General features: G+C 36.6%; 19 protein-coding genes and 1 pseudogene. 11 read left to right on the top strand and 9 right to left on the bottom strand.

The window, feature by feature from the left end:
* Positions 1-457: 457 nt before the first annotated feature.
* The 8 genes and pseudogenes from B2R82_RS01790 to dnaA form a co-directional block, all read right to left on the bottom strand.
* Positions 458-596 (bottom strand): annotated as a pseudogene (locus B2R82_RS01790) (IS4 family transposase); the annotation flags it as partial.
* A 130-nt stretch (positions 597-726) separates the two neighbouring features.
* Positions 727-1,809: an HD-GYP domain-containing protein gene (locus B2R82_RS01785; protein WP_286923234.1), complete on the bottom strand. Its 1,083-nt coding sequence runs from the start codon at positions 1,807-1,809 to the stop codon at positions 727-729.
* Between the two features lie 143 nt (positions 1,810-1,952).
* Positions 1,953-4,421, bottom strand: coding sequence for a DNA gyrase subunit A (gene gyrA, locus B2R82_RS01780; RefSeq protein ID WP_286923233.1), 2,469 nt, complete (start codon positions 4,419-4,421; stop codon positions 1,953-1,955).
* A 25-nt stretch (positions 4,422-4,446) separates the two neighbouring features.
* On the bottom strand, positions 4,447-6,381 hold the full coding sequence (gene gyrB / locus B2R82_RS01775) for a DNA topoisomerase (ATP-hydrolyzing) subunit B (RefSeq protein ID WP_286923232.1): 1,935 nt from the start codon (positions 6,379-6,381) through the stop codon (positions 4,447-4,449).
* Positions 6,382-6,472: 91 nt separating this feature from the next.
* Positions 6,473-7,588, bottom strand: coding sequence for a DNA replication/repair protein RecF (gene recF, locus B2R82_RS01770; protein WP_286923231.1), 1,116 nt, complete (start codon positions 7,586-7,588; stop codon positions 6,473-6,475).
* A 3-nt stretch (positions 7,589-7,591) separates the two neighbouring features.
* Positions 7,592-7,816: a S4 domain-containing protein YaaA gene (gene yaaA, locus B2R82_RS01765; protein WP_054771591.1), complete on the bottom strand. Its 225-nt coding sequence runs from the start codon at positions 7,814-7,816 to the stop codon at positions 7,592-7,594.
* A gap of 141 nt (positions 7,817-7,957) precedes the next feature.
* The gene (gene dnaN, locus B2R82_RS01760; protein ID WP_286923230.1) at positions 7,958-9,094 is read right to left on the bottom strand and encodes a DNA polymerase III subunit beta; all 1,137 of its coding nucleotides are present in this window, start codon (positions 9,092-9,094) and stop codon (positions 7,958-7,960) included.
* 168 nt (positions 9,095-9,262) lie between these two features.
* The gene (gene dnaA, locus B2R82_RS01755; RefSeq protein WP_283870210.1) at positions 9,263-10,612 is read right to left on the bottom strand and encodes a chromosomal replication initiator protein DnaA; all 1,350 of its coding nucleotides are present in this window, start codon (positions 10,610-10,612) and stop codon (positions 9,263-9,265) included.
* Positions 10,613-11,240: 628 nt separating this feature from the next.
* Between dnaA and rpmH the strand changes: the two genes are divergently transcribed.
* The 11 genes from rpmH (at position 11,241) to B2R82_RS01700 (ending at position 22,135) form a co-directional block, all read left to right on the top strand.
* On the top strand, positions 11,241-11,375 hold the full coding sequence (rpmH, locus tag B2R82_RS01750; protein WP_004233310.1) for a 50S ribosomal protein L34: 135 nt from the start codon (positions 11,241-11,243) through the stop codon (positions 11,373-11,375).
* A 98-nt stretch (positions 11,376-11,473) separates the two neighbouring features.
* Positions 11,474-11,818 carry a ribonuclease P protein component gene (gene rnpA, locus B2R82_RS01745; RefSeq protein WP_286923229.1) on the top strand — a complete coding sequence of 115 codons (345 nt, stop codon included), beginning with the start codon at positions 11,474-11,476 and terminating at the stop codon, positions 11,816-11,818.
* A 294-nt stretch (positions 11,819-12,112) separates the two neighbouring features.
* Positions 12,113-12,883, top strand: coding sequence for a membrane protein insertase YidC (yidC, locus tag B2R82_RS01740; RefSeq protein WP_286923228.1), 771 nt, complete (start codon positions 12,113-12,115; stop codon positions 12,881-12,883).
* Positions 12,880-13,680 (top strand): RNA-binding cell elongation regulator Jag/EloR, encoded by an 801-nt coding sequence (gene jag, locus B2R82_RS01735; protein ID WP_286923227.1) that lies wholly within the window; start codon positions 12,880-12,882, stop codon positions 13,678-13,680. The genes yidC and jag overlap by 4 nt, the downstream gene beginning before the upstream one ends.
* Positions 13,681-13,881: 201 nt before the next feature.
* Positions 13,882-15,267, top strand: coding sequence for a tRNA uridine-5-carboxymethylaminomethyl(34) synthesis GTPase MnmE (gene mnmE, locus B2R82_RS01730; protein WP_283870206.1), 1,386 nt, complete (start codon positions 13,882-13,884; stop codon positions 15,265-15,267).
* Between the two features lie 28 nt (positions 15,268-15,295).
* Positions 15,296-17,188, top strand: a complete 1,893-nt coding sequence (gene mnmG, locus B2R82_RS01725) for a tRNA uridine-5-carboxymethylaminomethyl(34) synthesis enzyme MnmG (RefSeq protein ID WP_286923237.1) — start codon at positions 15,296-15,298, stop codon at positions 17,186-17,188.
* Between the two features lie 120 nt (positions 17,189-17,308).
* Positions 17,309-18,025: a 16S rRNA (guanine(527)-N(7))-methyltransferase RsmG gene (gene rsmG / locus B2R82_RS01720; protein WP_286923226.1), complete on the top strand. Its 717-nt coding sequence runs from the start codon at positions 17,309-17,311 to the stop codon at positions 18,023-18,025.
* A 179-nt stretch (positions 18,026-18,204) separates the two neighbouring features.
* Positions 18,205-19,104, top strand: a complete 900-nt coding sequence (gene noc, locus B2R82_RS01715; protein ID WP_283870203.1) for a nucleoid occlusion protein — start codon at positions 18,205-18,207, stop codon at positions 19,102-19,104.
* A 632-nt stretch (positions 19,105-19,736) separates the two neighbouring features.
* Positions 19,737-20,498, top strand: coding sequence for a ParA family protein (locus B2R82_RS01710; RefSeq protein WP_283870202.1), 762 nt, complete (start codon positions 19,737-19,739; stop codon positions 20,496-20,498).
* Positions 20,491-21,339: a ParB/RepB/Spo0J family partition protein gene (locus tag B2R82_RS01705; protein WP_286923225.1), complete on the top strand. Its 849-nt coding sequence runs from the start codon at positions 20,491-20,493 to the stop codon at positions 21,337-21,339. The genes B2R82_RS01710 and B2R82_RS01705 overlap by 8 nt, the downstream gene beginning before the upstream one ends.
* Positions 21,340-21,418: 79 nt before the next feature.
* Positions 21,419-22,135: a DUF554 domain-containing protein gene (locus B2R82_RS01700; protein WP_286923224.1), complete on the top strand. Its 717-nt coding sequence runs from the start codon at positions 21,419-21,421 to the stop codon at positions 22,133-22,135.
* Here B2R82_RS01700 and yyaC read toward each other — a convergent pair.
* The gene (gene yyaC, locus B2R82_RS01695) at positions 22,052-22,684 is read right to left on the bottom strand and encodes a spore protease YyaC (RefSeq protein WP_286923223.1); all 633 of its coding nucleotides are present in this window, start codon (positions 22,682-22,684) and stop codon (positions 22,052-22,054) included. The genes B2R82_RS01700 and yyaC overlap by 84 nt on opposite strands.
* Positions 22,685-22,703 lie beyond the last annotated feature (19 nt).

The following is a 22,703-nucleotide window of genomic DNA, read 5'->3' as shown; positions in this document are numbered from 1 at the left end:
GTTTCGTTCACTAGCAAAAGCTTGCTACTAAAAACTATATTGATTACGTTTTGCTTGTTCAGTTTTCAAGGTTCATTTACTTTATTTTCAGCGTCACCTCTTGGCGACTCATTAATAATATCAATATTCTATAACTATGTCAACACTTTCTCAAAAGAATTATATTGTTTTTTTATAATTAACTATTTCATTTCTATACTATCTTAATTAGAAAACAATAACATGCTCATTAACGGTGTATGAATTTCAATTAAATTTCTGTCTCTTTATTTCTTGCGTTTTTAAGAAAGCGAAGACAGTTAAACAAAAGTAGTTAACACTTAATTTTTTACTTTAAACTTTGACTTATGCAATGGACCGTTCTCAATCCTTATGAAACCATATTTCCTTCTATTTTTTCGAAGTAAAATACGTGTCTATTTTCATAATACTACTTTTGAGTATCTACTAATTTGTAGTTTGTATGAAGTTGTGCCAGCGCATTTAAGCAGTATACAATCATCGCAATGTTCCCTCGATAAGTGCACAGCTTGGTTGCTTTGCCCGTAGAACTTTTTAATATTCAGATGTTGTTTCATCCACACTTTAAAAAATACAGTCTCTTTCCTTATAAAGCTTACCTTCTTTGCTAATAGAAAAATCCCCTCCAGGCAGAATTGTATTGACTATTACTGTAGCCATTTTTCAACTCCTACTTAGAAGGGATAATATATCCTCATATTGCCTTTATAAATTTGTAATAATACGTGAAATATAGAATGTACGATGTTTCCCTAAATCAAAAATCTCACCTGAAAGGCATAATTTGATAAGTGGTCGTGTTGGTGCAAATTTATTTACAAACATTACTTCTCCGCGTTCCAAATTAGACAATTCTACGATTGTTCCTATTGGTAGGTCAGCAACAATATCAATAAGTGCTCGAACTACTTTAATATCAAATTTTCCAAATTCGGATTCATTAATCATTTCGATTACTTTAAAGGATGATTGTTTAGCTCTATATACACGTTCGCAAGTCATTGCATGAAATACATCTGCAACCGCTATAATTTGAGCAAACATCGAAATATTTGCGATTTTCTCAGCCTTTGGGTAACCGCTTCCGTTTAAGCGTTCATGGTGTTGAAAAATGGCTTCCTTCATTGTATCCTTTAAGATCGTTAAATCCTTGACCATATTATAACTATAGGTCGGATGCTTATAAATTTCATCAAATTCCTTCTCTGTTAAGGTTGTTTTCTTATCGCGAATCCTAGGGTGAATTTTTGCCATTCCACAATCAGCTAACAGTCCCCCAATTGCAACTTGAATGGTTGTTCCTCTATCATAGCCTAATTTTTGTGCTATCACTGCTGAAATCAAGGCCGTTGCAACACAATGATGATATAAATAATCTTTAGGGTTTGAATACTCATTTAAATCAAAAATGATTGTTCTATCCTCTAACACCATTTCCACTAACGGTAAAATAATTGAACGTGCTTTGGCAATATCAACTTTTGCACCAGCTTCCCAATTTTTAAATTCCTTTTTAAATTGTTCAACAGAATTATCATAGACCCTCTTAAATGTTGGAACTGCCTCAGGTGGTGCAACTAATTCGGTATCATTGACCTCTGATTGATGGTCCGTGCCATCCTTGTAAACAGAAACTCTTGAAATATTAAAAGCAAAAAAAACTTGTAAATGCTCATGGGAAATGATTGTGTTTTTAAATATTATAGGATATTGTGTATTTGCAAAAATATCCTCTGAAATTACTTTACCTACACGCAACTCCGATATTGGGACATGTATAGTTTCCATGCAATTAACACCTCTTCACTATTTCTCTTGCTTTAACAGTTAATTTCATTTTATCATGGAATTCAAAATAATTACTTATTTTTCATGAATTATGCTAAAAAACCGATGAACGGCAATTTTAGCTGCCGTCATCGGTCCCTTTATTATTCTTCTACTTCATCATTTTCTTCATTAGGCTCATCTTCTTTTTCAACTTTTGCTACAGTTGCAACAAGCTCGTCATCCCCTAAACGAATTAAACGAACTCCCTGTGTACTACGACCAATTAATGAAATATCATTGACATCCATACGAATCAACATGCCATTAATGGTAATAAGCATTAAATCCTCAGATCCATCAACAGTTTTTACAGCTACCATTGGACCGTTTTTATCAGTGATTTGCATGGTTTTCAACCCTACACCACCACGGCTCTGCAAACGATATTCTTCTTCAGAAGTACGTTTACCGTATCCTTTTTCTGTAACAACTAGGATTTCCTGACCTGGCTCTATAATTTCCATACCAACTACTTCATCACCATCACGTAGTTTGATACCACGTACACCGCCTGCAGTACGTCCCATTGAACGGATATCATCTTCTTGGAAACGAACAAGCATCCCATCGCGAGTACCTATTATGACTTGCTTGTCGCCATCTGTTAAACGAACTGAAATTAGATCATCATCTTCTCGTAAACTAATAGCTATTAACCCATTGGTGCGGATATTGGCAAATTGAGATATTGGTGTACGCTTTGTAATACCTGTCTTAGTAGTAAAGATGAAGTATGCCTCTTCATCATCAAATGAACCTACACGGATCATTGCTGTTACTTTTTCACCTTTTTCAATATTAAGTAAGTTAACAATTGGTAATCCCTTCGCTGTACGACCGAATTCTGGAATCTCATAACCTTTTGCTCTAAATACTTTTCCTTTTGAAGTGAAAAATAAAATTGTATCATGTGTGGATGTATTCATAAGATGCTCTACAAAATCGTCTTCATTGGTACCCATACCTTGCACACCACGACCACCACGTTTTTGACTGCGATATGTGTTTGCAGCTAGACGTTTAATATATCCATTATGCGTTAAGGTTACGACCGAATTTTCAACTGGAATTAAATCTTCGTCCTCAATCATTTCTAGACCGCCAGAAGTAATTTCAGTTCGACGTTTATCGTTAAAGCGTTCTTTCAATTCTAAGATTTCTGTACGAATAATATCGACAATTTTCGCCTCATCTGCAAGAATTGCCTTCAATTCAGCAATTAGTACTTGAAGCTCTTGATATTCAGCTTCAATTTTTTCACGCTCTAATCCACTTAAACGGACTAAACGCATATCTAAAATTGCTTGTGCTTGACGTTCCGATAAATTAAAACGCTCCATTAATTGTGGTTTCGCTTCTTCACCACTACGAGAACCACGAATAATAGCAATAATTTCGTCGATATGATCAAGCGCAATACGCAAACCCTCTAAGATATGCGCACGATCTTCAGCTTTCCTTAAGTCAAATTCTGTACGACGACGAATAATAACCTTTTGGTGCTCTAAATAATGATGCAACATCTCTTTAAGGCCCATCACTTTTGGCTGACCATTTACTAAAGACAGCATATTAATACCGAAGCTCGATTGCATTGCTGTTTGTTTATATAAATTATTTAATACTACATTGGCATTCGAATCTTTACGTATTTCTATGACTACTCGCATACCACGACGATCAGATTCATCACGTAGATTTGTAATACCTTCAACTTTTTTATCGCGTACAAGCTCTGCTATTTTTTCAATAAGCTTAGCTTTATTTACTTGGTACGGTAACTCATGAATAAGAATTGTTTCCTTACCATTCGATTTTTGTTCAATCTCTACTTTCGCACGAATAATAATTGAGCCACGACCTGTTTCGTATGCACGACGAATACCGCTTCGACCTAAAATCAATCCACCCGTTGGAAAATCAGGTCCAGGGATGATTTCCATTAATTCTTCAGTCGTAATTGCAGGATTTTCAGAAAGTGCTATTACCGCATCTATCGTTTCCCCAAGCTGATGTGGTGGAATATTCGTGGCCATACCAACAGCAATCCCTGCCGCTCCATTTACTAATAAGTTAGGATAACGACTTGGTAGCACAATAGGCTCTTTCTCTGAACCATCATAGTTATCTGTATAGTCAATTGTATCTTTATTAATATCGCGAAGCATTTCCATAGCAATACGAGACATACGTGACTCCGTATAACGCATTGCAGCTGCTCCATCACCATCCACAGATCCAAAGTTACCATGACCATCAACTAACATGTAACGATAGCTGAAATCTTGCGCCATACGAACCATCGCATCATAGATAGAAGAGTCACCATGTGGGTGGTATTTACCCATTACATCCCCAACGATACGTGCGGATTTTTTGTATGCTTTATCTGCTGTATTTCCAAGCTCCTGCATACCATATAAAATACGGCGGTGTACAGGTTTTAATCCATCACGTACATCAGGTAATGCACGTGAAACAATTACACTCATTGCATAATCAAGAAAGGATGTTTCAATTTCTTCTGTGATATTAACTCCTTTAACACCGGAGCGTTCTTGTTCTGACAAAGTGTAGACCTCCTCTCAAGAAAAATTAAATATCTAAATTAGCGTATACAGCATTTTCTTCAATAAATTGACGACGAGGTTCAACTTCATCGCCCATTAAGCGCTCAAATGCTTGGTTTGCTTTAATAGCATCATCTAATTCTACTTGTAATAATGTACGATGTTCAGGATCCATTGTCGTTTCCCAAAGCTGTTCTGCATTCATTTCACCTAAACCTTTATAACGCTGTACATTTGGTTTTGGCATTTTTGGTAGTCGCTCAAGAATAGCCTTTAATGTTTCATCATCATAGCAATACTCAACATGTTTGCCCTGCTTTACTTGATAAAGTGGTGGCTGGGCAATATAAATAAAGCCTGCCTCTATCAAAGGACGAAGGAAACGGAAGAAGAATGTTAACAATAATGTACGAATATGTGCACCATCAACATCGGCATCTGTCATAATGATAATTTTATGGTAACGAGTCTTTTCTAAATTAAATTCTTCCCCAATACCTGTACCAAATGCTGTAATCATTGCACGTATTTCAGCATTCGATAAAATTTTATCTAATCTTGCTTTTTCAACATTCAAGATTTTACCACGTAACGGTAGGATTGCTTGAAAATGACGGTCACGTCCAGATTTAGCAGAACCACCAGCGGAATCACCCTCAACGATATAAATTTCACATTCTGCCGGATTTGTCGAAGAGCAATCTGCTAATTTACCAGGTAAGCTAGATACTTCAAGAGCATTTTTACGGCGTGTAAATTCACGTGCTTTCTTTGCAGCTACACGAGCACGAGCAGCCATTAAACCTTTTTCAACAATTTTACGAGCAACTGTTGGATTCTCTAACATAAAACGTTCAAAACCATCTGAGAATAGAGAATTGGTAATTTGGCTTACCTCAGAGTTACCAAGTTTAGTTTTAGTTTGCCCCTCAAACTGTGGATCAGGGTGCTTAACAGATACAATTGCTGTTAACCCCTCACGAACATCCTCACCAGTAAGATTAGCATCTGATTCCTTTAACAGACTGCTTTTGCGGGCGTAATCATTAATAACACGTGTAAGGGCTGTTTTAAAACCAGATTCATGTGTACCGCCTTCATACGTATTAATATTATTAGCAAATGAAAAAATATTAGAGGAGAATCCAGCATTATACTGCATAGCAATTTCAACTGAAATACCATCCTTTTCTCCAAGAACATCAATTGGATCATGGATAGGCTCTTTCGATTGATTTAAATGCTCTACATAAGAACGAATACCACCTTCATAGTGATATGTAGTAGAACGCTCCTCACCTTCACGCTCATCAGCAATCGTAATCTTTATCCCACGATTTAAATAAGCTAATTCACGAATACGATGTGCTAAAATGTCATATTCATAGACAGTGGTTTCTTTAAATATTTCAGGGTCGGCTTTAAAACGTGTAGTTGTGCCATTATGGTCTGTATCTCCAATAATTGTTAGCTGTTGTACAGTTTGACCGCGCTCAAATTTAATCTCATGAATATGACCTTCACGATGTACTTGAACAATCGTTTCAACTGATAATGCATTCACAACAGATGCCCCAACACCATGAAGTCCACCAGATACTTTGTAGCCACCGCCACCGAACTTACCACCCGCATGCAGTACTGTCATAATAACCTCTACAGCAGGCTTACCCATTTTTTCTTGAATACTTACTGGTATACCACGACCATTATCTTCTACTCGAATCCAATTGTCTTTTTCTATCGTTACTTTTATATCTGTACAAAATCCTGCTAGTGCCTCGTCAATACTATTATCAACAATTTCCCATACTAAGTGGTGAAGCCCTTTAGAACTTGTTGAACCGATATACATACCTGGTCTTTTACGTACGGCTTCTAAACCTTCTAATACCTGTATCTGATCAGCCTCATAAGCTTGATTTTGTAAACCTTCGTTCTCTATAGCCACGGCTTTCATCTACTCCTTCATAACATCATTTGTGTAAATGAATGAACAGTCAACCGAGCTGACTATTACCATTCTTTTGTAATCTAAAAAACTACCCGGGCTAACTTTCTTCAATCGCTCCTTGTTTCACGTGGAACAGCTGTGCATGCTCCATTGTCTCATGATGAATTCCATCAACACTTGTAGTCGTTACAAAGGTTTGAACCTCACCCTGAATGGTATTTAATAAATGCGATTGGCGATAATCGTCGAGTTCCGACAATACATCATCTAAAAGTAGTATGGGTGTTTCATTTGTTTCTTGTTTAATTAATTCGATTTCAGCAAGTTTTAATGAAAGAGCGGTAGTACGTTGTTGCCCTTGCGAACCATAAGTCTGTACATCATAGCCGTTTACTAAAAACTGCAAATCATCTCGATGTGGCCCCACTAATGTTACTCCTCGATCAAATTCTCGTTCCTTAGCTTCAACCAGCTTTTTATGCAAGAAGTTTTCAATTTCACTGGAAGCATGATCCTTTTCTATACCAGCTACAGTGCGATATTTAATAAGCAATTTTTCCTTCTCTTGTGAAATACCTCCGTGAATTGGTTCTGCCCACTCTTGCAATAAATCCATAAATTGAAATCTTTTTCGAATAATTTGGGTAGCAGCGTGAATATATTGTTCATTATAGACCTCATACATCACGGTATCTGTTATTGTTTTTCCTTGATTCATTTTTAAATAGTGGTTACGTTGTTTTAAAATTTTTTGAAAGGTTAATAAATCATGTAAATAAACAGGCGAAATTTGCCCAATCTCCATATCAATAAAACGTCGTCGTATTTGCGGGCTCCCTTTTACAACATTCAAATCCTCGGGAGCAAACATCACGACATTCATTTGACCAATATAATGACTAAGGCGACTTTGCTCTATATGATTAATCTTACCCTTCTTACCTTTTTTTGTAATCGTAAGCTCTATTGGTAAAATGCCATGCCTTTTTTGAACGGCCCCTTCTATTTTACCATAGTCTGAATCCCAACGTATCAATTCTTTATCGTTCGTCGTTCGGTGGGATTTAGCCATCGCCAAAACGTAGATAGATTCCATTACATTTGTTTTTCCTTGCGCATTTTCACCAATGAAAACATTAATTTTTGGAGAGAATTTTAAAGCTAAGGCATCATAGTTACGGTAATTTGTTAGTTTTAACTGCTCTATATGCATATCTTACTGTCCAGTGGATCCAACGATACGAAATCGACCACATCCAGGAATATTAACAATGTCTCCGTCACGTAATTTACGACCGCGGCGATCATCCACTTCTCCATTTACATATACATCATTTTCTTGTAAAAACCATTTCGCCATACCACCTGAGCTAATCGCATCGGTCATTTTTAAAAGTTGCCCTAACGTGACAAACTCCACATCAATTTCAATGTCCTTCATAGCTATGTTCCCTCCAAATTCAGACTGTCTATCTCTCTATCATACCTAAAATCTCATCATAAGTAAAAAAAGATAGCCGCAATTAGCGACTATCCTAATGTTTTCAAAGTCAATACAATCCATCGAACGTGCTTTTAATTATTAATACGTACGTACAGGTAAAATTAACTGTAGTATTGCATCATCATGAACAGAACGTAAAATAAATGGTCTCATTGCCCCTGTAAATTGGATGACGACATCTTGGCCATCGATGGCTTTTAATGCCTCCATCATATATTTCGCGCTAAAGGAAATTTTTAAGTTCTCCCCTTCAAGTAATTCTACCGGAATCTCCTCTTGTACTTTACCGATTTCTGGAGAGTTTGAAGAAACTTCAACAGCTTGGTTGTCTAAAATTTCAAAACGCACAACATTATTACGGTCACCACGAGCAACGAGCGATGCACGATCGATTGCTTGTAACAATGATTTCCCATTAATCGTTACATTAGTTTGATACTCTTCTGGAATTAAACGTGTTGTATCTGGGTAGTTCCCTTCTAGTAAACGAGAGAAGAACAATACTTCTCCAGTTTTAAATAACACCTGTTGGCTCGTAATAACAATTTGAACAAGGTTCGTTGAATCTTCTAATACTTTATTTAACTCATTTAAGCTTTTCCCAGGAATTACGACACTATGTTCAACTTCAGGTAAGTTTTCTAGCTGAACTTTTCGTCTTGCCAATCGGTGGCTATCTGTTGCAACACAGATTAATGCTTCATTTTTTATTTGCCAGTTTACACCTGTCAACACAGGTCTGCTTTCTGAAGTAGCAACAGCGAATACTGTTTCACGGATAATAGACTTTAATAGGTCAGCAGGAATAGTAAATTTTTGATCTTCCGTTAATTCAGGTAGTAATGGGTATTCTGTAGCATCTGATCCAATTAAATGGAATTCCGATTTCCCAGAACGAATATGCGTTTGAAAACCAGGCGTTACGTTAATTTCAACCTCATTTGTTGGCAATTTACGAACGATTTCATTAAACATACGGGCTTGAACAACAATTGATCCTGTCTCTGTGATATGAATAATTTGTTGTCCATCTTCTTCCACTGGAATGAACGTTTGAATCGTAATATCAGCATCACTACCAGTTAGGCGAACTCCTTCCACAGTAACATCAATTTTTATCCCCGTTAAAATAGGTATTGTTGTTTTAGAACTTACAGCTTTCATGACATCATTTAAACCTTCTAATAAACGGTCACGTAAAATATCAAATTTCATTCGTTTTCCCTCACATATTTATATTATTTATTTATATAAAATAAAAAAGATATAGTAATAGGTCCTGTGGATTTGTGGATAAGTATATTTAAGTGAATAAAATCAGTCTATCCACATGTAGATAGACTGTGCATAAGTTTGTGTTTAAATAATTGAATTGTCCACAGATTATTTTCCTAACATGCTTCTAATTTGTTTAATATCTTGTTGTAGTTGAACGTCATTTTTCAACATGGAAGATATCTTTTCGTGAGCATGTATAACAGTAGTATGGTCACGTCCACCAAATTCTTCGCCAATTTTCGGCAGCGAGAAATCTGTTAATTCGCGGGATAAAAACATCGCAATTTGACGTGGGAAAGCTATTAATTTTGTACGTTTTTTGGCAGCAAAATCTTCTAAACGTATATTAAAATGCTCCCCTACTGCATTTTGAATGTCTAATATAGTGACAGTTCGCGGCTTTGAATTAGGAATGATATCCTTTAATGCTTCTGCAGCCAAAGTAGCATTAATATCCTTGTTTACTAGTGATGAATAGGCAACGACGCGAATAAGCGCACCTTCAAGCTCCCTAATATTGGAGTCGATCTGGTTCGCAATATAGAGCATTACCTCATTTGGCACTTCTAAACCGTCAGCCTTTGCTTTTTTTCGAAGGATGGCGATACGAGTCTCCAAATCTGGTGGTGCAATATCTGTGATTAATCCCCATTCAAAACGAGAACGTAAACGGTCTTCCAGAGTCGGAATTTCCTTTGGAGGACGGTCACTGGAAATAACAATTTGTTTCGATTCTTCATGCAATGTATTAAAAGTATGGAAAAATTCTTCCTGAGTTGATTCTTTTCCAGCTAAAAATTGAATATCATCAATTAGCAGTACATCTACATTGCGGTATTTGTTTCGAAAATCAAGTGCCTTATTATCCCGAATTGAGTTAATAAATTCATTTGTAAATTTTTCAGATGATAAATAGACTACCTTGGCATTTGGGTTATGTTCTAAAACATAATGACCAATTGCATGCATTAAGTGTGTCTTGCCAAGCCCTACTCCCCCATAAATAAAAAATGGGTTATAAGCCTTTGCGGGTGCTTCAGCCACAGCCAGTGAGGCAGCATGTGCAAAGCGGTTACCAGAGCCAATAACAAACGTATCAAAAGTATACTTCGGGTTTAACATACCTGGTGAAATATCATGGTGATCGTTATTTTTTGCTTGGATGATCGGCGCTGGTAAATCAAAATCGTCCGAATCCTGGTTTTTTTGAACAACAAATTTAATAAGCAAGTCTTCGCCTGTAAGCTCCGTTAATATACCTGTAATCAAATGAATATAATGATTCTCAAGCCAGTCTCGAGCAAACGAATTTGGCGCGGCTATTGTAACAGTAGAACCACTACCATTATAAGTAAGTAGTTTCGTAGATTTTAGCCATGTTTCGAAGCTTGGTTTAGAAATTTTTTGTTCAACTTGAGCCAGGACATTGTTCCATAGTTCTTCTAAATGTTCCAAGCTGCTAATCTCCTTTACAGTTCAATACATTTACAACAAAAAAATAGTGCATTTATAAAAGGGAAAATACGTTCATTTTACACTTCATCCACAAACTAACAAGCTGTGGATAAAAGTTAACCAAAGGCTGTGATAAAAATTATCCACAGCATATCAACAGTTGTGGATAAAATAAAAGTAAATTTTAGTTTTCAACAAAGTGAAGCACAGTAATCGTATCAGAAAAACAAAGCTATTTCAATAGTTTACGAAACTTATCCACATACCATTCATTTATGCACTTACGAGTTGTCCACAGCCTCTGTTTATGTGAAAAAGCTGTAGATAAATGTTGTGGATAAAAAAACATGCAAAAAATACTATACACAACTCTGTGTAAAAAAAACAAGCCCCCTGTGGATAATTATTTTTTATGTAAGAGGCAGATATAGGGTATGAAGAATATTGAGAAAGTCTCATTGAACAAAAAGCGGCAAATAAACTGGCGTGAAGAATAGTAGAGGCGAGATTAAACTCGTTTGACGAAACAAATTTGTGAAATTCATTGACAAAACAACTAGATGCTTTATATAATATTCAGGTCTGTATGTTGAAAAATTCAACTTTCATTCAGGAGGTGTCTATATAAATGAAACGTACTTACCAACCAAAAAAACGTAAGCACAGTAAAGTTCACGGTTTCCGCGCGCGTATGAGCACGAAAAACGGTCGTAAAGTTCTTGCTGCTCGTCGTCGTAAAGGAAGAAAAGTTTTATCAGCATAAAATAAGTCCACTGAGCCACATCAGTGGTCTTTTTTTTCTTTATTTTTAGTAAAGCTAAATGAGGATCAAAAGATATTATCTAGTAGCAGGTGAAAGTAATGAAAAAACGCCAACGAGTAAAGAAGAATGAGGATTTTCAAAGGGTGTTTAAAAATGGTAAATCTTTCGCTAATCGTCAGTTTGTCGTTTATTTTCTGATGAAAGAGGAACAAACTGAATTTCGTATAGGTTTATCAGTAAGCAAGAAGCTTGGGAATGCAGTAACCCGCAACCAGATTAAACGCTATATTCGACAAAGTATTCATGAGTTAAAGGACGAGCTTAAGCCGAATATAGACTATGTTATTATCGCCAGACAACCGGCGGCCACTATGGATTTTCATGATGTAAAACAAAGTTTGCAGCATGTACTACGAATCGCAAAGGTATTGAAGAAAACGTAATACAGATGGTAACCAAAGTGGAAAAAGCGCCTTATTTTTGAAGTATTTCTTTTGTAAAATAAAGCCAGGGAATACGTATAGGGGTATTTAGTAACAAGGTTTCACAGCAATATATGAAGAATTAGTAACAGTACTTAAGTAAATAAGCGTATATTGTTAGAATATTTAGTAGAGTGAAACGTGATAGACATGATAAAATAACTGATAACTTTATTCAGCAAAAAACAAAAAATGAATAGAGTAGCACGAATATAGATTTAGAAAAAGTGAATAGTATTTGTAGGGGGAAGAAGGTTGAAGAAACAACTTTGGGTAATTTTGTCGCTAGTAACAGTAGCATTACTGCTTTCTGGTTGTACAGAATTCAATGAACCAATTTCCAAAGATAGCACTGGCTTCTGGAATGAATTCATTGTTTGGCCGTTGGTATCAGCGATAAAATACTTTGCTGATCTGCTCGGTACGTATGCATTGGGAATTATTGCTGTAACGATTATTATTCGTTTAGCGATCCTACCATTGATGATTAAACAAACGAAGAGCTCTAAAAAGATGCAAGAAATTCAGCCAAAATTGAAGGAACTGCAAAAGAAGTATGCTTCTAAGGATGCACAAACACAGCAGCAATATCAGCAAGAAATGATGAAGCTAATGAGTGAGTCAGGTGTAAATCCAATTGCCGGATGTTTACCAGCAATCATTCAAATGCCAATTTTAATTGGCTTCTATCATGCGATTAGCCGTATGAATGCTACATCTACTTTTGATTTAGGGAATTTCTTTATCTTCCCATTAGCAGATCCTGCACCAGCATTAGCAATTACTGCAGGTTTAATGCAATTTATTGTATTACGTACGGGTCCAGCGATGGATAACCCTCAAATGAAAATGATGATGTACATTATGCCATTTATGATTATTGCTTTCGGTATGGCATTGCCAGCAGCATTATCACTATACTGGGTAATCGGTAATATTATCTCGATTATTCAAAACCTGTTTATTTATAAACCTTGGAATAAAGATAAAACACAACCTGCTCAAAATGGAGGGGCTAAAAAGTGAAACAACTTACGCAAATAGGCGCAACAACACAAGAAGCGATCTCATTAGCGTTACAGAAACTTGGCAAAACCCGTGAACAAGTAGATGTTGAAGTTTTACAAGAAGGTAAAAAAGGATTTTTAGGTTTTGGGGCACGTTCTGCACAGGTACGTGTGACAGTAAAGGAAGCACAGATTCCAATAGTTGAGACAGAAAAGGTTGAACAGCAAAATCTGACTCAATTGAACGAACAAGTAATAGATGATGTTGAAACAATAAGTTCACAAGTTTCTGAACAACCAAGTGAAATCGAAGCAGTTCAACAAGTCAAAGAAGACTCTGAAGAGGAAGAAGCCTCAGTTAATCCTATTGATGAGGCAAAAGCTTACTTAGTAAATATTGCTAAGCAATTGGATATCCATGATCTTGACATTGAAACGACACGGGAAGGAAAATATGTATTATTTCAGCTAAAATGTGAGAAAGCTGCACTGCTTATAGGGAAGCGTGGTCAAACATTAAATTCTCTACAGCAATTGACACAACTTGTATTAAATAAAAGTGCTAAGCAATTCTTAATGGTGAAATTAGATGTTGAAAACTATCGTGAACGTCGTCAAGAGGCATTAGAGTTACTAGCAGACCGTATGGCAGATAAAGCGCTTCGCTTAAATCAACGAGTAGCTTTTGAGCCGATGCAGTCATACGAAAGAAAAATTATTCATAATCAATTGGCAAATCGCCTTGATATTGAAACATACTCAGAAGGAACGGAGCCAAACCGTTATTTAGTAATTGAACCTGTAAAGAACGGTTAAACTTCGTAAAAAACATACAGACAAAACATGAGCCATTTTATCTTAACGATAAAATGGCTTTTTTTAATCACTATTGATTTATCCACAATTGGAAAATATCCTTACTTTAGATTTTGTTGAAAATATGTTAGTCTAAGGTGTTAGTAAGTTTTGGTCGGTTTTTAATTATCCACATGTGGATAACGTTGAGGAGGTCATTAAATGGAGTTTGATACAATTGCTGCGATATCCACACCAATGGGTGAGGGAGCCATAGCCATCGTCCGTTTAAGTGGAGATGAAGCAGTGGCAATTGCAGATAAAATATTCAGATCGCCTGGTGGAAAAAGCTTAAAAACGAAGGCTTCACATACGATTCATTATGGGCATTTAGTCGATCCTAAAACAAATGAGGTAGTAGAGGAAGTAATGCTGTCATTAATGCGTGGACCAAAAACATTCACGCGTGAGGATGTAGTAGAAATCAATTGTCATGGTGGGCTAGTTTCTGTAAATAGAGTGTTGAAATTAGTGTTAACGAATGGGGCAAGACTAGCAGAGCCAGGTGAATTTACAAAACGAGCATTTTTAAATGGACGTATAGATTTATCACAAGCTGAAGCGGTAATGGATTTAATAAGAGCTAAGACAGACAGGGCGATGAATGTGGCTTTAGGTCAAATGGATGGAAAATTGTCGCGTTTAATAGGTGATCTACGCCAAGCATTACTAGAGACATTAGCACAAGTAGAGGTTAATATAGATTATCCTGAGTATGATGATGTAGAAGAGATGACAGTACCTGTTTTGGTAGAAAAATGTACGTGGGTACGTAATGAAATTATGAAACTTCTGCAAACATCCTCTCAAGGGAAAATACTACGTGAAGGTTTATCTACGGTTATTTTAGGTCGCCCAAATGTCGGTAAGTCTTCTCTTTTAAATAGTTTAGTCCAAGAGAATAAAGCTATTGTGACAGATATTGCAGGGACAACTCGTGATATTATAGAAGAGTACGTCAATGTACGTGGAGTACCACTTCGTTTAGTGGATACAGCTGGAATTCGAGAAACAGAGGATATTGTTGAACGAATTGGAGTTGAACGTTCTCGTGAAGCTTTACGTGGAGCAGATTTAATATTGTTTGTATTAAATTATGCTGATGAACTGACTGCCGAGGATGAACGCTTATTCGAAACAATTGAGGCAATGGATTATATCGTTATTATTAATAAAACAGATTTACCACAGAAAATTGATATAGCTCGCGTAAAAGAGTTAGCGGGTAGTCATCGTATTGTGACAACATCTCTTTTACAGGAGGAAGGTATCACGGAATTAGAGGAAGCAATTGCGGCGCTATTCTTTGAAGGACAAATCGAAGCGGGCGATTTAACATATGTTTCAAATGCAAGACACATTGCACTATTGCATCAAGCACAAGCAACGGTTGAGGATGCATTAGCTGCAGCCCAGGCAGGTGTACCTGTGGATATGGTGCAAATAGATGTAACAAGAACGTGGGAAATACTTGGTGAAATTATTGGTGACACTGTACAGGAAAGCCTTATAAATCAGCTATTTTCACAGTTCTGCTTAGGAAAATAAATTTATGAAAGAAAGGAAGATACGAGCTATGCCAACAAAATATGAGGCAGGCACGTTTGATGTTATCGTCATTGGCGCAGGTCATGCAGGCTCAGAAGCTGCTCACGCCGCTGCCAAAATGGGTGCTAACACACTGATGCTGACGATCAATTTAGATATGATTGCGTTTATGCCATGTAATCCATCAATAGGTGGCCCTGCAAAAGGTATTGTAGTACGAGAAATTGACGCTTTAGGCGGAGCTATGGGGAAAGTCATTGATAAAACCCATATTCAAATGCGTATGTTAAATACAGGGAAAGGTCCTGCAGTACGGGCTTTACGAGCACAGGCAGATAAAGTTTTATACCAACAAGAAATGAAACGTGTGTTGGAGGAAACTGCAAATTTAACGATCCATCAAGGAATGGTGGATGAACTAATTATTGAAGATGGGGAAGTAAAAGGTGTCATTACACAAATTGGCGCCGTTTATCGTGCTAAAACAGTTGTTGTCACAACGGGAACATTCCTTCGTGGTGAGATCATTATTGGAGATGTTAAATATTCAAGTGGTCCTAATAACCAACAGCCTTCTATACGATTAGCCGATAATTTAAAAGAGCTTGGTTTTGATCTTGTTCGCTTTAAAACGGGAACTCCACCACGTGTGAACAGCCGTACAATTGATTACGACAAAACGGAAATTCAACCAGGAGATGATGTTCCACGTGCATTCAGCTTTGAAACGACTGAATTTATCATGGATCAGCTTCCTTGCTGGTTAACCTATACAAGCCCTGAAACGCACGAAATTATTGAGGCGAACTTACATCTATCTCCGATGTACTCTGGGATGATTAAAGGAACGGGACCACGTTATTGCCCATCTATTGAAGACAAGGTTGTTCGCTTTAATGACAAGCCACGCCATCAGATTTTCCTAGAGCCAGAAGGTCGCAACACACGTGAGGTCTATGTTCAAGGTTTATCAACAAGTTTACCAGAGCATGTACAATCTCGTTTACTAAAATCAATTCCTGGTTTAGAAAAGGCAGAAATGATGCGTGCCGGCTATGCCATCGAATATGATGCGATTGTGCCTACACAGCTATGGCCAACATTAGAAACAAAACGCATTAAAGGGCTATATACAGCCGGTCAAATTAACGGAACATCTGGTTACGAGGAAGCGGCTGCACAAGGCTTAATGGCAGGGATGAATGCTGCGGCAAACTCACTTGGAAAAGAAGAGCTCATTTTAAGTCGCTCAGATGCTTATATTGGTGTATTAATCGATGACCTTGTAACAAAAGGTACAAATGAACCGTATCGCTTACTAACATCTCGTGCTGAATACCGTTTACTACTTCGCCACGATAATGCTGATTTACGTTTAGTAGAGCTAGGGTATAAAATGGGGATGGTTGCAGAAGAGAGATATGCCCAATTCAATGAGAAAAAAGAGCTGATTGAAAAGGAAATCGCACGTCTTCGTGAAATTATTATTAAACCAAATGAAGCTACACAGGCTGTTATTCGTTCAGTAGGCGGTAGTGAACTGAAAGATGGTATTCGTGGAGCGGATTTATTAAAACGCCCAGAGATGCATTATGAATTAATTTCTTCACTTATTCCTGCAGATGTTGAGTTTTCGGAAGAAGTAAAGGAACAAATCGAGATTCAGCTTAAATATGAAGGTTATATCGAAAAAGCATTGCAACAAGTGGAAAAGCTTCATAAAATGGAAACTAAAAAAATCCCAGAAAATATTGATTATGATGCTATTTCAGGTTTAGCAACAGAGGCGCGTCAAAAATTAAAACAAGTTACACCACTTTCTATTGCACAGGCCTCTCGTATTTCTGGTGTGAATCCAGCTGATATTTCCATTCTGCTTGTTTATATTGAACAAGGTAAAATCGCGAAAGTAAGTAGCTAATCATCAAGAACAGTAAAGTGAATAAGGGGCGGGCATACCTTTGTGCCCGCTTCCTATTTTTCAGGCTATTTAACATAGCTTAAATACGCTTACTGGCCATATAGCTAAAGGAGACTTTACATGAACGAACAACAATTTATTGAGGCTTTAAAGGAAAAGGGGATAGAGCTCTCCGATCATCAAATTACTCAATTTAAAAAGTACTTTCAACTCCTTGTTGAGTGGAATGAAAAAATGAACCTAACGGCTATTACTGATTTAGAGGGTGTTTATTTAAAGCATTTTTATGATTCCATTAGTGCATCCTTCTATTTTGATTTTTCAACCGTGACAACAGTTTGTGATGTAGGAGCAGGGGCTGGTTTCCCAAGTATCCCAATTAAGATCTGCTACCCACATTTACACATCACTATTGTAGATTCTTTAAATAAAAGAATTACATTTTTAAATCATCTTAGTGATGAGTTGCAATTAGAGAATATGCATTTTGTACATGCTCGAGCAGAAGAGTTTGGCCAAAATCCAAAATATCGTGAGCAATTTGATATTGTAACAGCTCGTGCAGTAGCCCGATTAGCGGTCTTATCAGAGCTATGTGTACCATTAGCAAAACAAGGTGGATATTTTGTTGCCTTAAAAGCAGCAGCAGGTGCAGAAGAATTAAAAAATGCTAAAAAAGCATTGACTACATTAGGCGTTTCATTAAAAAAAGAATTTTCTTTCCATTTACCAGTTGAAGAAAGTGACCGTATTTTATATATCTTTGATAAAATAAAAGGAACACCGAAAAAATATCCGCGTAAACCAGGTGTACCAAATAAAACACCAATTCAATAATTAGTGTTTCATGTGAAACTTCTCAAAGTAGAAAATATTTTTTCTATTTTGAGCATACATACTAGTTATGGATGGTTCACGCAAATGACATCTATGAACTATATACATTTTAGGAAATATAATAAATAATAATAGAATGACACAGAGCAAGATAGTTACTTAAAGGTGGTGCCACTTGGATGAAAAGTCCTTTTTCACGTTTTTTTGGAGGCGGAAGTAAAACAGAGCCTAGTGTGAAAAATGAAGTAGAACAAGCAGAGGCGGTTCATGCAGCAGAAGAAGTCATAAAATTGCCTATTGATCAAATTGTACCTAACCGTTTTCAGCCACGTACTATTTTTGATGATGAAAAAATTGAAGAATTATCAAGAACCATTCATACACATGGTGTGATTCAGCCAATTGTTGTACGTAAAACATCAGAAAATCAATATGAAATCATTGCTGGAGAACGTCGTTATCGAGCGATGAAAAAGCTACAATGGACAGAAGTCCCTGCTATTGTACGTAATTTAACTGATAAGGAAACAGCATCTATTGCATTAATAGAGAACTTACAGCGTGAGGAGTTAACGGCGATTGAAGAAGCTGTAGCCTATCAAAAATTATTAGAGCTTCATGAGCTAACACAGGAAGCTCTGGCCCAGCGACTTGGAAAAGGACAATCCACTGTAGCTAATAAATTACGTTTATTAAAACTGCCGGATGAAGTGCAGCAAGCAATTTTGAAGCGTAAAATATCTGAACGACATGCACGTGCATTAATTGCAATTAAAGATCAGCCATTACAACTAGAGATTTTACAACAGATAATTGAAAATGATTGGAATGTTCGTCAGCTAGAAGAGCACATCCATCTATTATTGCATCCAGAGACAGCAGATCAAGAAGAAGATGCACCAAAGAAGGCGAGACCAAAACGTAAGGCAATTAGTAAAGATGTCCGCATTGCATTGAATACGATTAAACAATCGCTATCAATGGTAACCAAAAGTGGGATAACGGTTAAGACCGAGGAAGAAGACACAGAGGAATATTATCAAATTACAGTGAAAATACCTAAAAAGAAAAAATCTTAGAGTTAATATTATTTTAGAAAAATAATCAATTTCGTCTTGGCGTAATTGTTGCTGTCGCTTCGCTTTCGCACAGATAAACAATGCGTCCGGATTTTGAATTGTGCCCGCACAATTCATTCCTTTGAAAATCCATGACATCCGCCAGAGGGCTTTGAGCCAACAGATGTTTTTGTGCGAAAGCGTAGTGCTAACGTAGCGACATGTAGCATGATGTTGGTCACTCAGTCGTGTGTTGCTGTCGCTTCGCTTTCGCACAGATAAATTGCCACAGGACGTGGCGTTCTTAGACTAAGTTCCGCTATTTCAGTAGGTGTTTGGACATCCACTGAAAAGGAACCAACACCACTTTCATCTCACTACCTGTAGAGGTGGGAGTCTTCTGTATCTGCCGCTATGCTTTCGATACAAAAAACATCTGCAAAATGAAGATAAATTAACTTTTATCCCTCTGTTTAGAGGAGGCATTTCAGAAATATATCTGAGATGCCTCCTTTTTTGTATATATTCTTAATATTTTATACAACTCTTTTCTGTTTTTTTGATAGAATGAGAATTAGATAGCGGTATGGAGTAGTGATTTTACAAATGATTTGTCAAAGTAAGCTTTGATAGATGAAAGCAGGTGCTTTTAAATGGGTAGAATTATAGCAATCGCCAATCAAAAGGGTGGCGTAGGTAAAACAACGACATCGGTCAATTTGAGCGCTTGTCTAGCATATTTAGGAAAGAAAGTGCTATTAATTGATGCTGATCCACAGGGCAATACAACGAGTGGTTTAGGTGTCAATAAAGGAGAACTTCAAGGCTGTATTTATGATGTCTTAATTGATGATGAAAACGTTGAAAATGTCATTCAAGAAACAAATGTAGAAAACTTATCTATAGTTCCAGCAACGATTTCACTGGCTGGAGCGGAAATCGAATTAGTTTCAACTATATCAAGAGAAGTACGTTTAAAGCACGCACTTCAAAATGTGAAAGAAGCCTATGATTATATTATTATTGATTGTCCACCGTCTTTAGGGCTTTTAACTATTAATGCTTTAACGGCATCTGATGCATTAATTATTCCAGTTCAATGTGAGTATTATGCATTAGAAGGGCTTAGTCAGCTATTGTCTACTGTTCGTTTAGTGCAGAAGCATTTAAATCAACAACTTTACATTGATGGTGTATTGTTAACGATGCTTGATGCACGAACAAACTTAGGCTTACAAGTAATTGATGAAGTAAAAAAATATTTCCAAGATAAAGTATATAGAACAATTATTCCTCGAAATGTGCGATTAAGTGAGGCTCCAAGTCATGGGCAGCCAATTATTATTTATGACGCAAAATCAAGAGGTGCAGAAGTTTATCTAGAGATGGCGAGGGAAGTGATTAAAAATGGCTAAAGGTTTAGGAAAAGGCATTGGTGCATTATTTCCTGGAGAGTCTTTAGAACAAAGTGGGCAAGTAGAAGAAATTCAATTAGAGTTAATCGTTGCAAATCCATTTCAGCCTCGTAAAATTTTTGATGAAGAAACGTTACAAGAATTAGCAGACTCTATACAGGAACATGGCATTCTACAACCTATTGCAGTAAGGAAAAAAGGGCGTAAATATGAAATTGTTGCTGGGGAACGTCGTTATCGTGCCGCTCAATTAGCAGATTTAGAGGTTATTCCAGCTATTATAAAAGAATTTTCAGATGCACAAATGATGGAATTAGCTATTTTAGAAAATTTACAACGTGAAGATTTAACAGTTATTGAAGAAGCTGAAGCTTACCAAAGCTTAATGGAAAACTTACATTTAACACAGGAGGAGTTATCCAAGCGATTAGGGAAGAGTAGACCACATATAGCCAATCATGTTCGTTTACTAGCACTACCAGAGGATGTTCGCACATTAATGAATGATGGTACTCTATCAATGGGTCAGGGACGAGCATTACTAGGATTGAAAAATAAAAGAAGGATTCCTGAGGTTGCAAATAAGGTCATTAAACAAGGCTTAAATGTACGTCAGGTAGAAATGCTCGTACAAACAATAAATGAAGAAGTTTCACGTGAAACAATTCAGCCAAAGAAAAAGGATATATTTGTTGTCGCTAAGGAAACACAACTACGAGATTATTTTGGAACAAATGTCCAAATAAAGAAGGCTAATAATAAAGGGAAAATAGAAATTGAATTTTACTCTGAGGATGATTTAGAACGTATTTTAGAAATATTAAATTTACAAGATGAGTAATGCTAAATTTCTATAACTAAATCAGAGCGCCGAGCTATAAGGCGCTCTCTATTTTTCTAGAGAGAAGGAAGGCTGAAATGTGGTTTTATTTGGAGCTCTAATAAATGCACTATTAATAATAGCAGGCTCAATCGTGGGAAGAATTTTTAAAAATATCCCTGAATCAATGAAGTCTACCGTATTATCAATCATTGGCTTAGCAGTTGCACTTTTAGGGATTAAAATGGGCTTTGAAAGTGATAACTTTATTATAATGGTGGTAAGTTTAGTAGTAGGTACTGTTATTGGTGAATGGTTAGATTTAGATAAGCAAATGAATCGACTAGGGCAATGGGTTGAATCTTTATTTAGCAAAAAACGTACCGATAATAATCAAATTAGTATTGCAGAAGGCTTTGTAACGGCTTCATTGATTTTTGTAGTTGGTTCTATGGCTGTTATAGGTGCTTTAGATAGTGGTCTGCGCAATGATCATAATGTACTCATAACGAAAGGTTTAATCGATGGATTTACTTCGATTATCTTAGCATCTACATTAGGCATAGGTGTACTATTATCTGCAGTGCCTGTTTTTCTTTATCAAGGAGTAATTGCACTTTTCGCAGGTGTTATTAGCTCCTTTATACCAGATGAAGCGTTACAAATGTTTATAACTGAGATGACTGCTGTAGGTGGTGTCATGATTTTAGCCATTGGTTTAAATATTGCAGGCTTAACCAAGATCAAGGCTGCTAACTTGTTGCCAGGTATCGTCGTTGTCGGCATTATGGTCGCTATCTTCTATACTTTTCAGTGAGAAACGATGTGCAGCGAGTAATAGCGCTCTGGAAAGTTTTTCAGCCATCGCATAAGAAATATGAAGTCTTGTATTTTGTAAAACAAGCATCTCCATAAAGCCTCCAATATTGACGATTCCTTTAACCGAAATGTCACCAATTGGAGGTAATTGCTTTTTAACAGCCTTACCAGGGAAAATAGGTCCACTCTGTACAGAAATATGCCCAACATTTTGTTCACTACCAAGACAGGCATCAATCGCAATAATAAAAGGTTTTGTAGTATGATTGTGTAGCTGTTGGATTGTAGCGTCTAAATTAAGAGCATGTAAAGGATCCTCTAAAGAACCTACAACATCATATGGAAAACTAACAGATTTTTTTAGAAAACTACCTGTTAATGGCCCCAGGGTATCACCTGTACAACGGTCACTTCCAATACAGCAGAAAATAAGTCGTTCATGATGAAATGGTATATGTTCTAAAAACAATGTACTTAGTTGCCAAACAGCATTTTTACTTTCATGATGAAGAGAATAAGGAAGTAATAAATTTGGTATAGTATTCATAAAAAAACTCACTTTCTTT

The sequence above is a fragment of the Lysinibacillus sp. UBA6686 genome, assembly GCF_002455205.1.
Classification (GTDB): domain Bacteria; phylum Bacillota; class Bacilli; order Bacillales_A; family Planococcaceae; genus Lysinibacillus; species Lysinibacillus pakistanensis.
This window is presented reverse-complemented; position numbering and strand designations above follow the sequence as displayed.

Coding starts and splice junctions, on each gene's coding strand:
- B2R82_RS01785 (WP_286923234.1), bottom strand. CDS start 1,809: ATGGAAACTATACATGTCCCAATATCGGAGTTGCGTGTAGGTAAAGTA.
- gyrB (WP_286923232.1), bottom strand. CDS start 6,381: ATGAAAGCCGTGGCTATAGAGAACGAAGGTTTACAAAATCAAGCTTAT.
- recF (WP_286923231.1), bottom strand. CDS start 7,588: ATGCATATAGAGCAGTTAAAACTAACAAATTACCGTAACTATGATGCC.
- yaaA (WP_054771591.1), bottom strand. CDS start 7,816: ATGAAGGACATTGAAATTGATGTGGAGTTTGTCACGTTAGGGCAACTT.
- dnaN (WP_286923230.1), bottom strand. CDS start 9,094: ATGAAATTTGATATTTTACGTGACCGTTTATTAGAAGGTTTAAATGAT.
- rpmH (WP_004233310.1), top strand. CDS start 11,241: ATGAAACGTACTTACCAACCAAAAAAACGTAAGCACAGTAAAGTTCAC.
- rnpA (WP_286923229.1), top strand. CDS start 11,474: ATGAAAAAACGCCAACGAGTAAAGAAGAATGAGGATTTTCAAAGGGTG.
- mnmE (WP_283870206.1), top strand. CDS start 13,882: ATGGAGTTTGATACAATTGCTGCGATATCCACACCAATGGGTGAGGGA.
- mnmG (WP_286923237.1), top strand. CDS start 15,296: ATGCCAACAAAATATGAGGCAGGCACGTTTGATGTTATCGTCATTGGC.
- rsmG (WP_286923226.1), top strand. CDS start 17,309: ATGAACGAACAACAATTTATTGAGGCTTTAAAGGAAAAGGGGATAGAG.
- noc (WP_283870203.1), top strand. CDS start 18,205: ATGAAAAGTCCTTTTTCACGTTTTTTTGGAGGCGGAAGTAAAACAGAG.
- B2R82_RS01710 (WP_283870202.1), top strand. CDS start 19,737: ATGGGTAGAATTATAGCAATCGCCAATCAAAAGGGTGGCGTAGGTAAA.
- B2R82_RS01705 (WP_286923225.1), top strand. CDS start 20,491: ATGGCTAAAGGTTTAGGAAAAGGCATTGGTGCATTATTTCCTGGAGAG.
- yyaC (WP_286923223.1), bottom strand. CDS start 22,684: ATGAATACTATACCAAATTTATTACTTCCTTATTCTCTTCATCATGAA.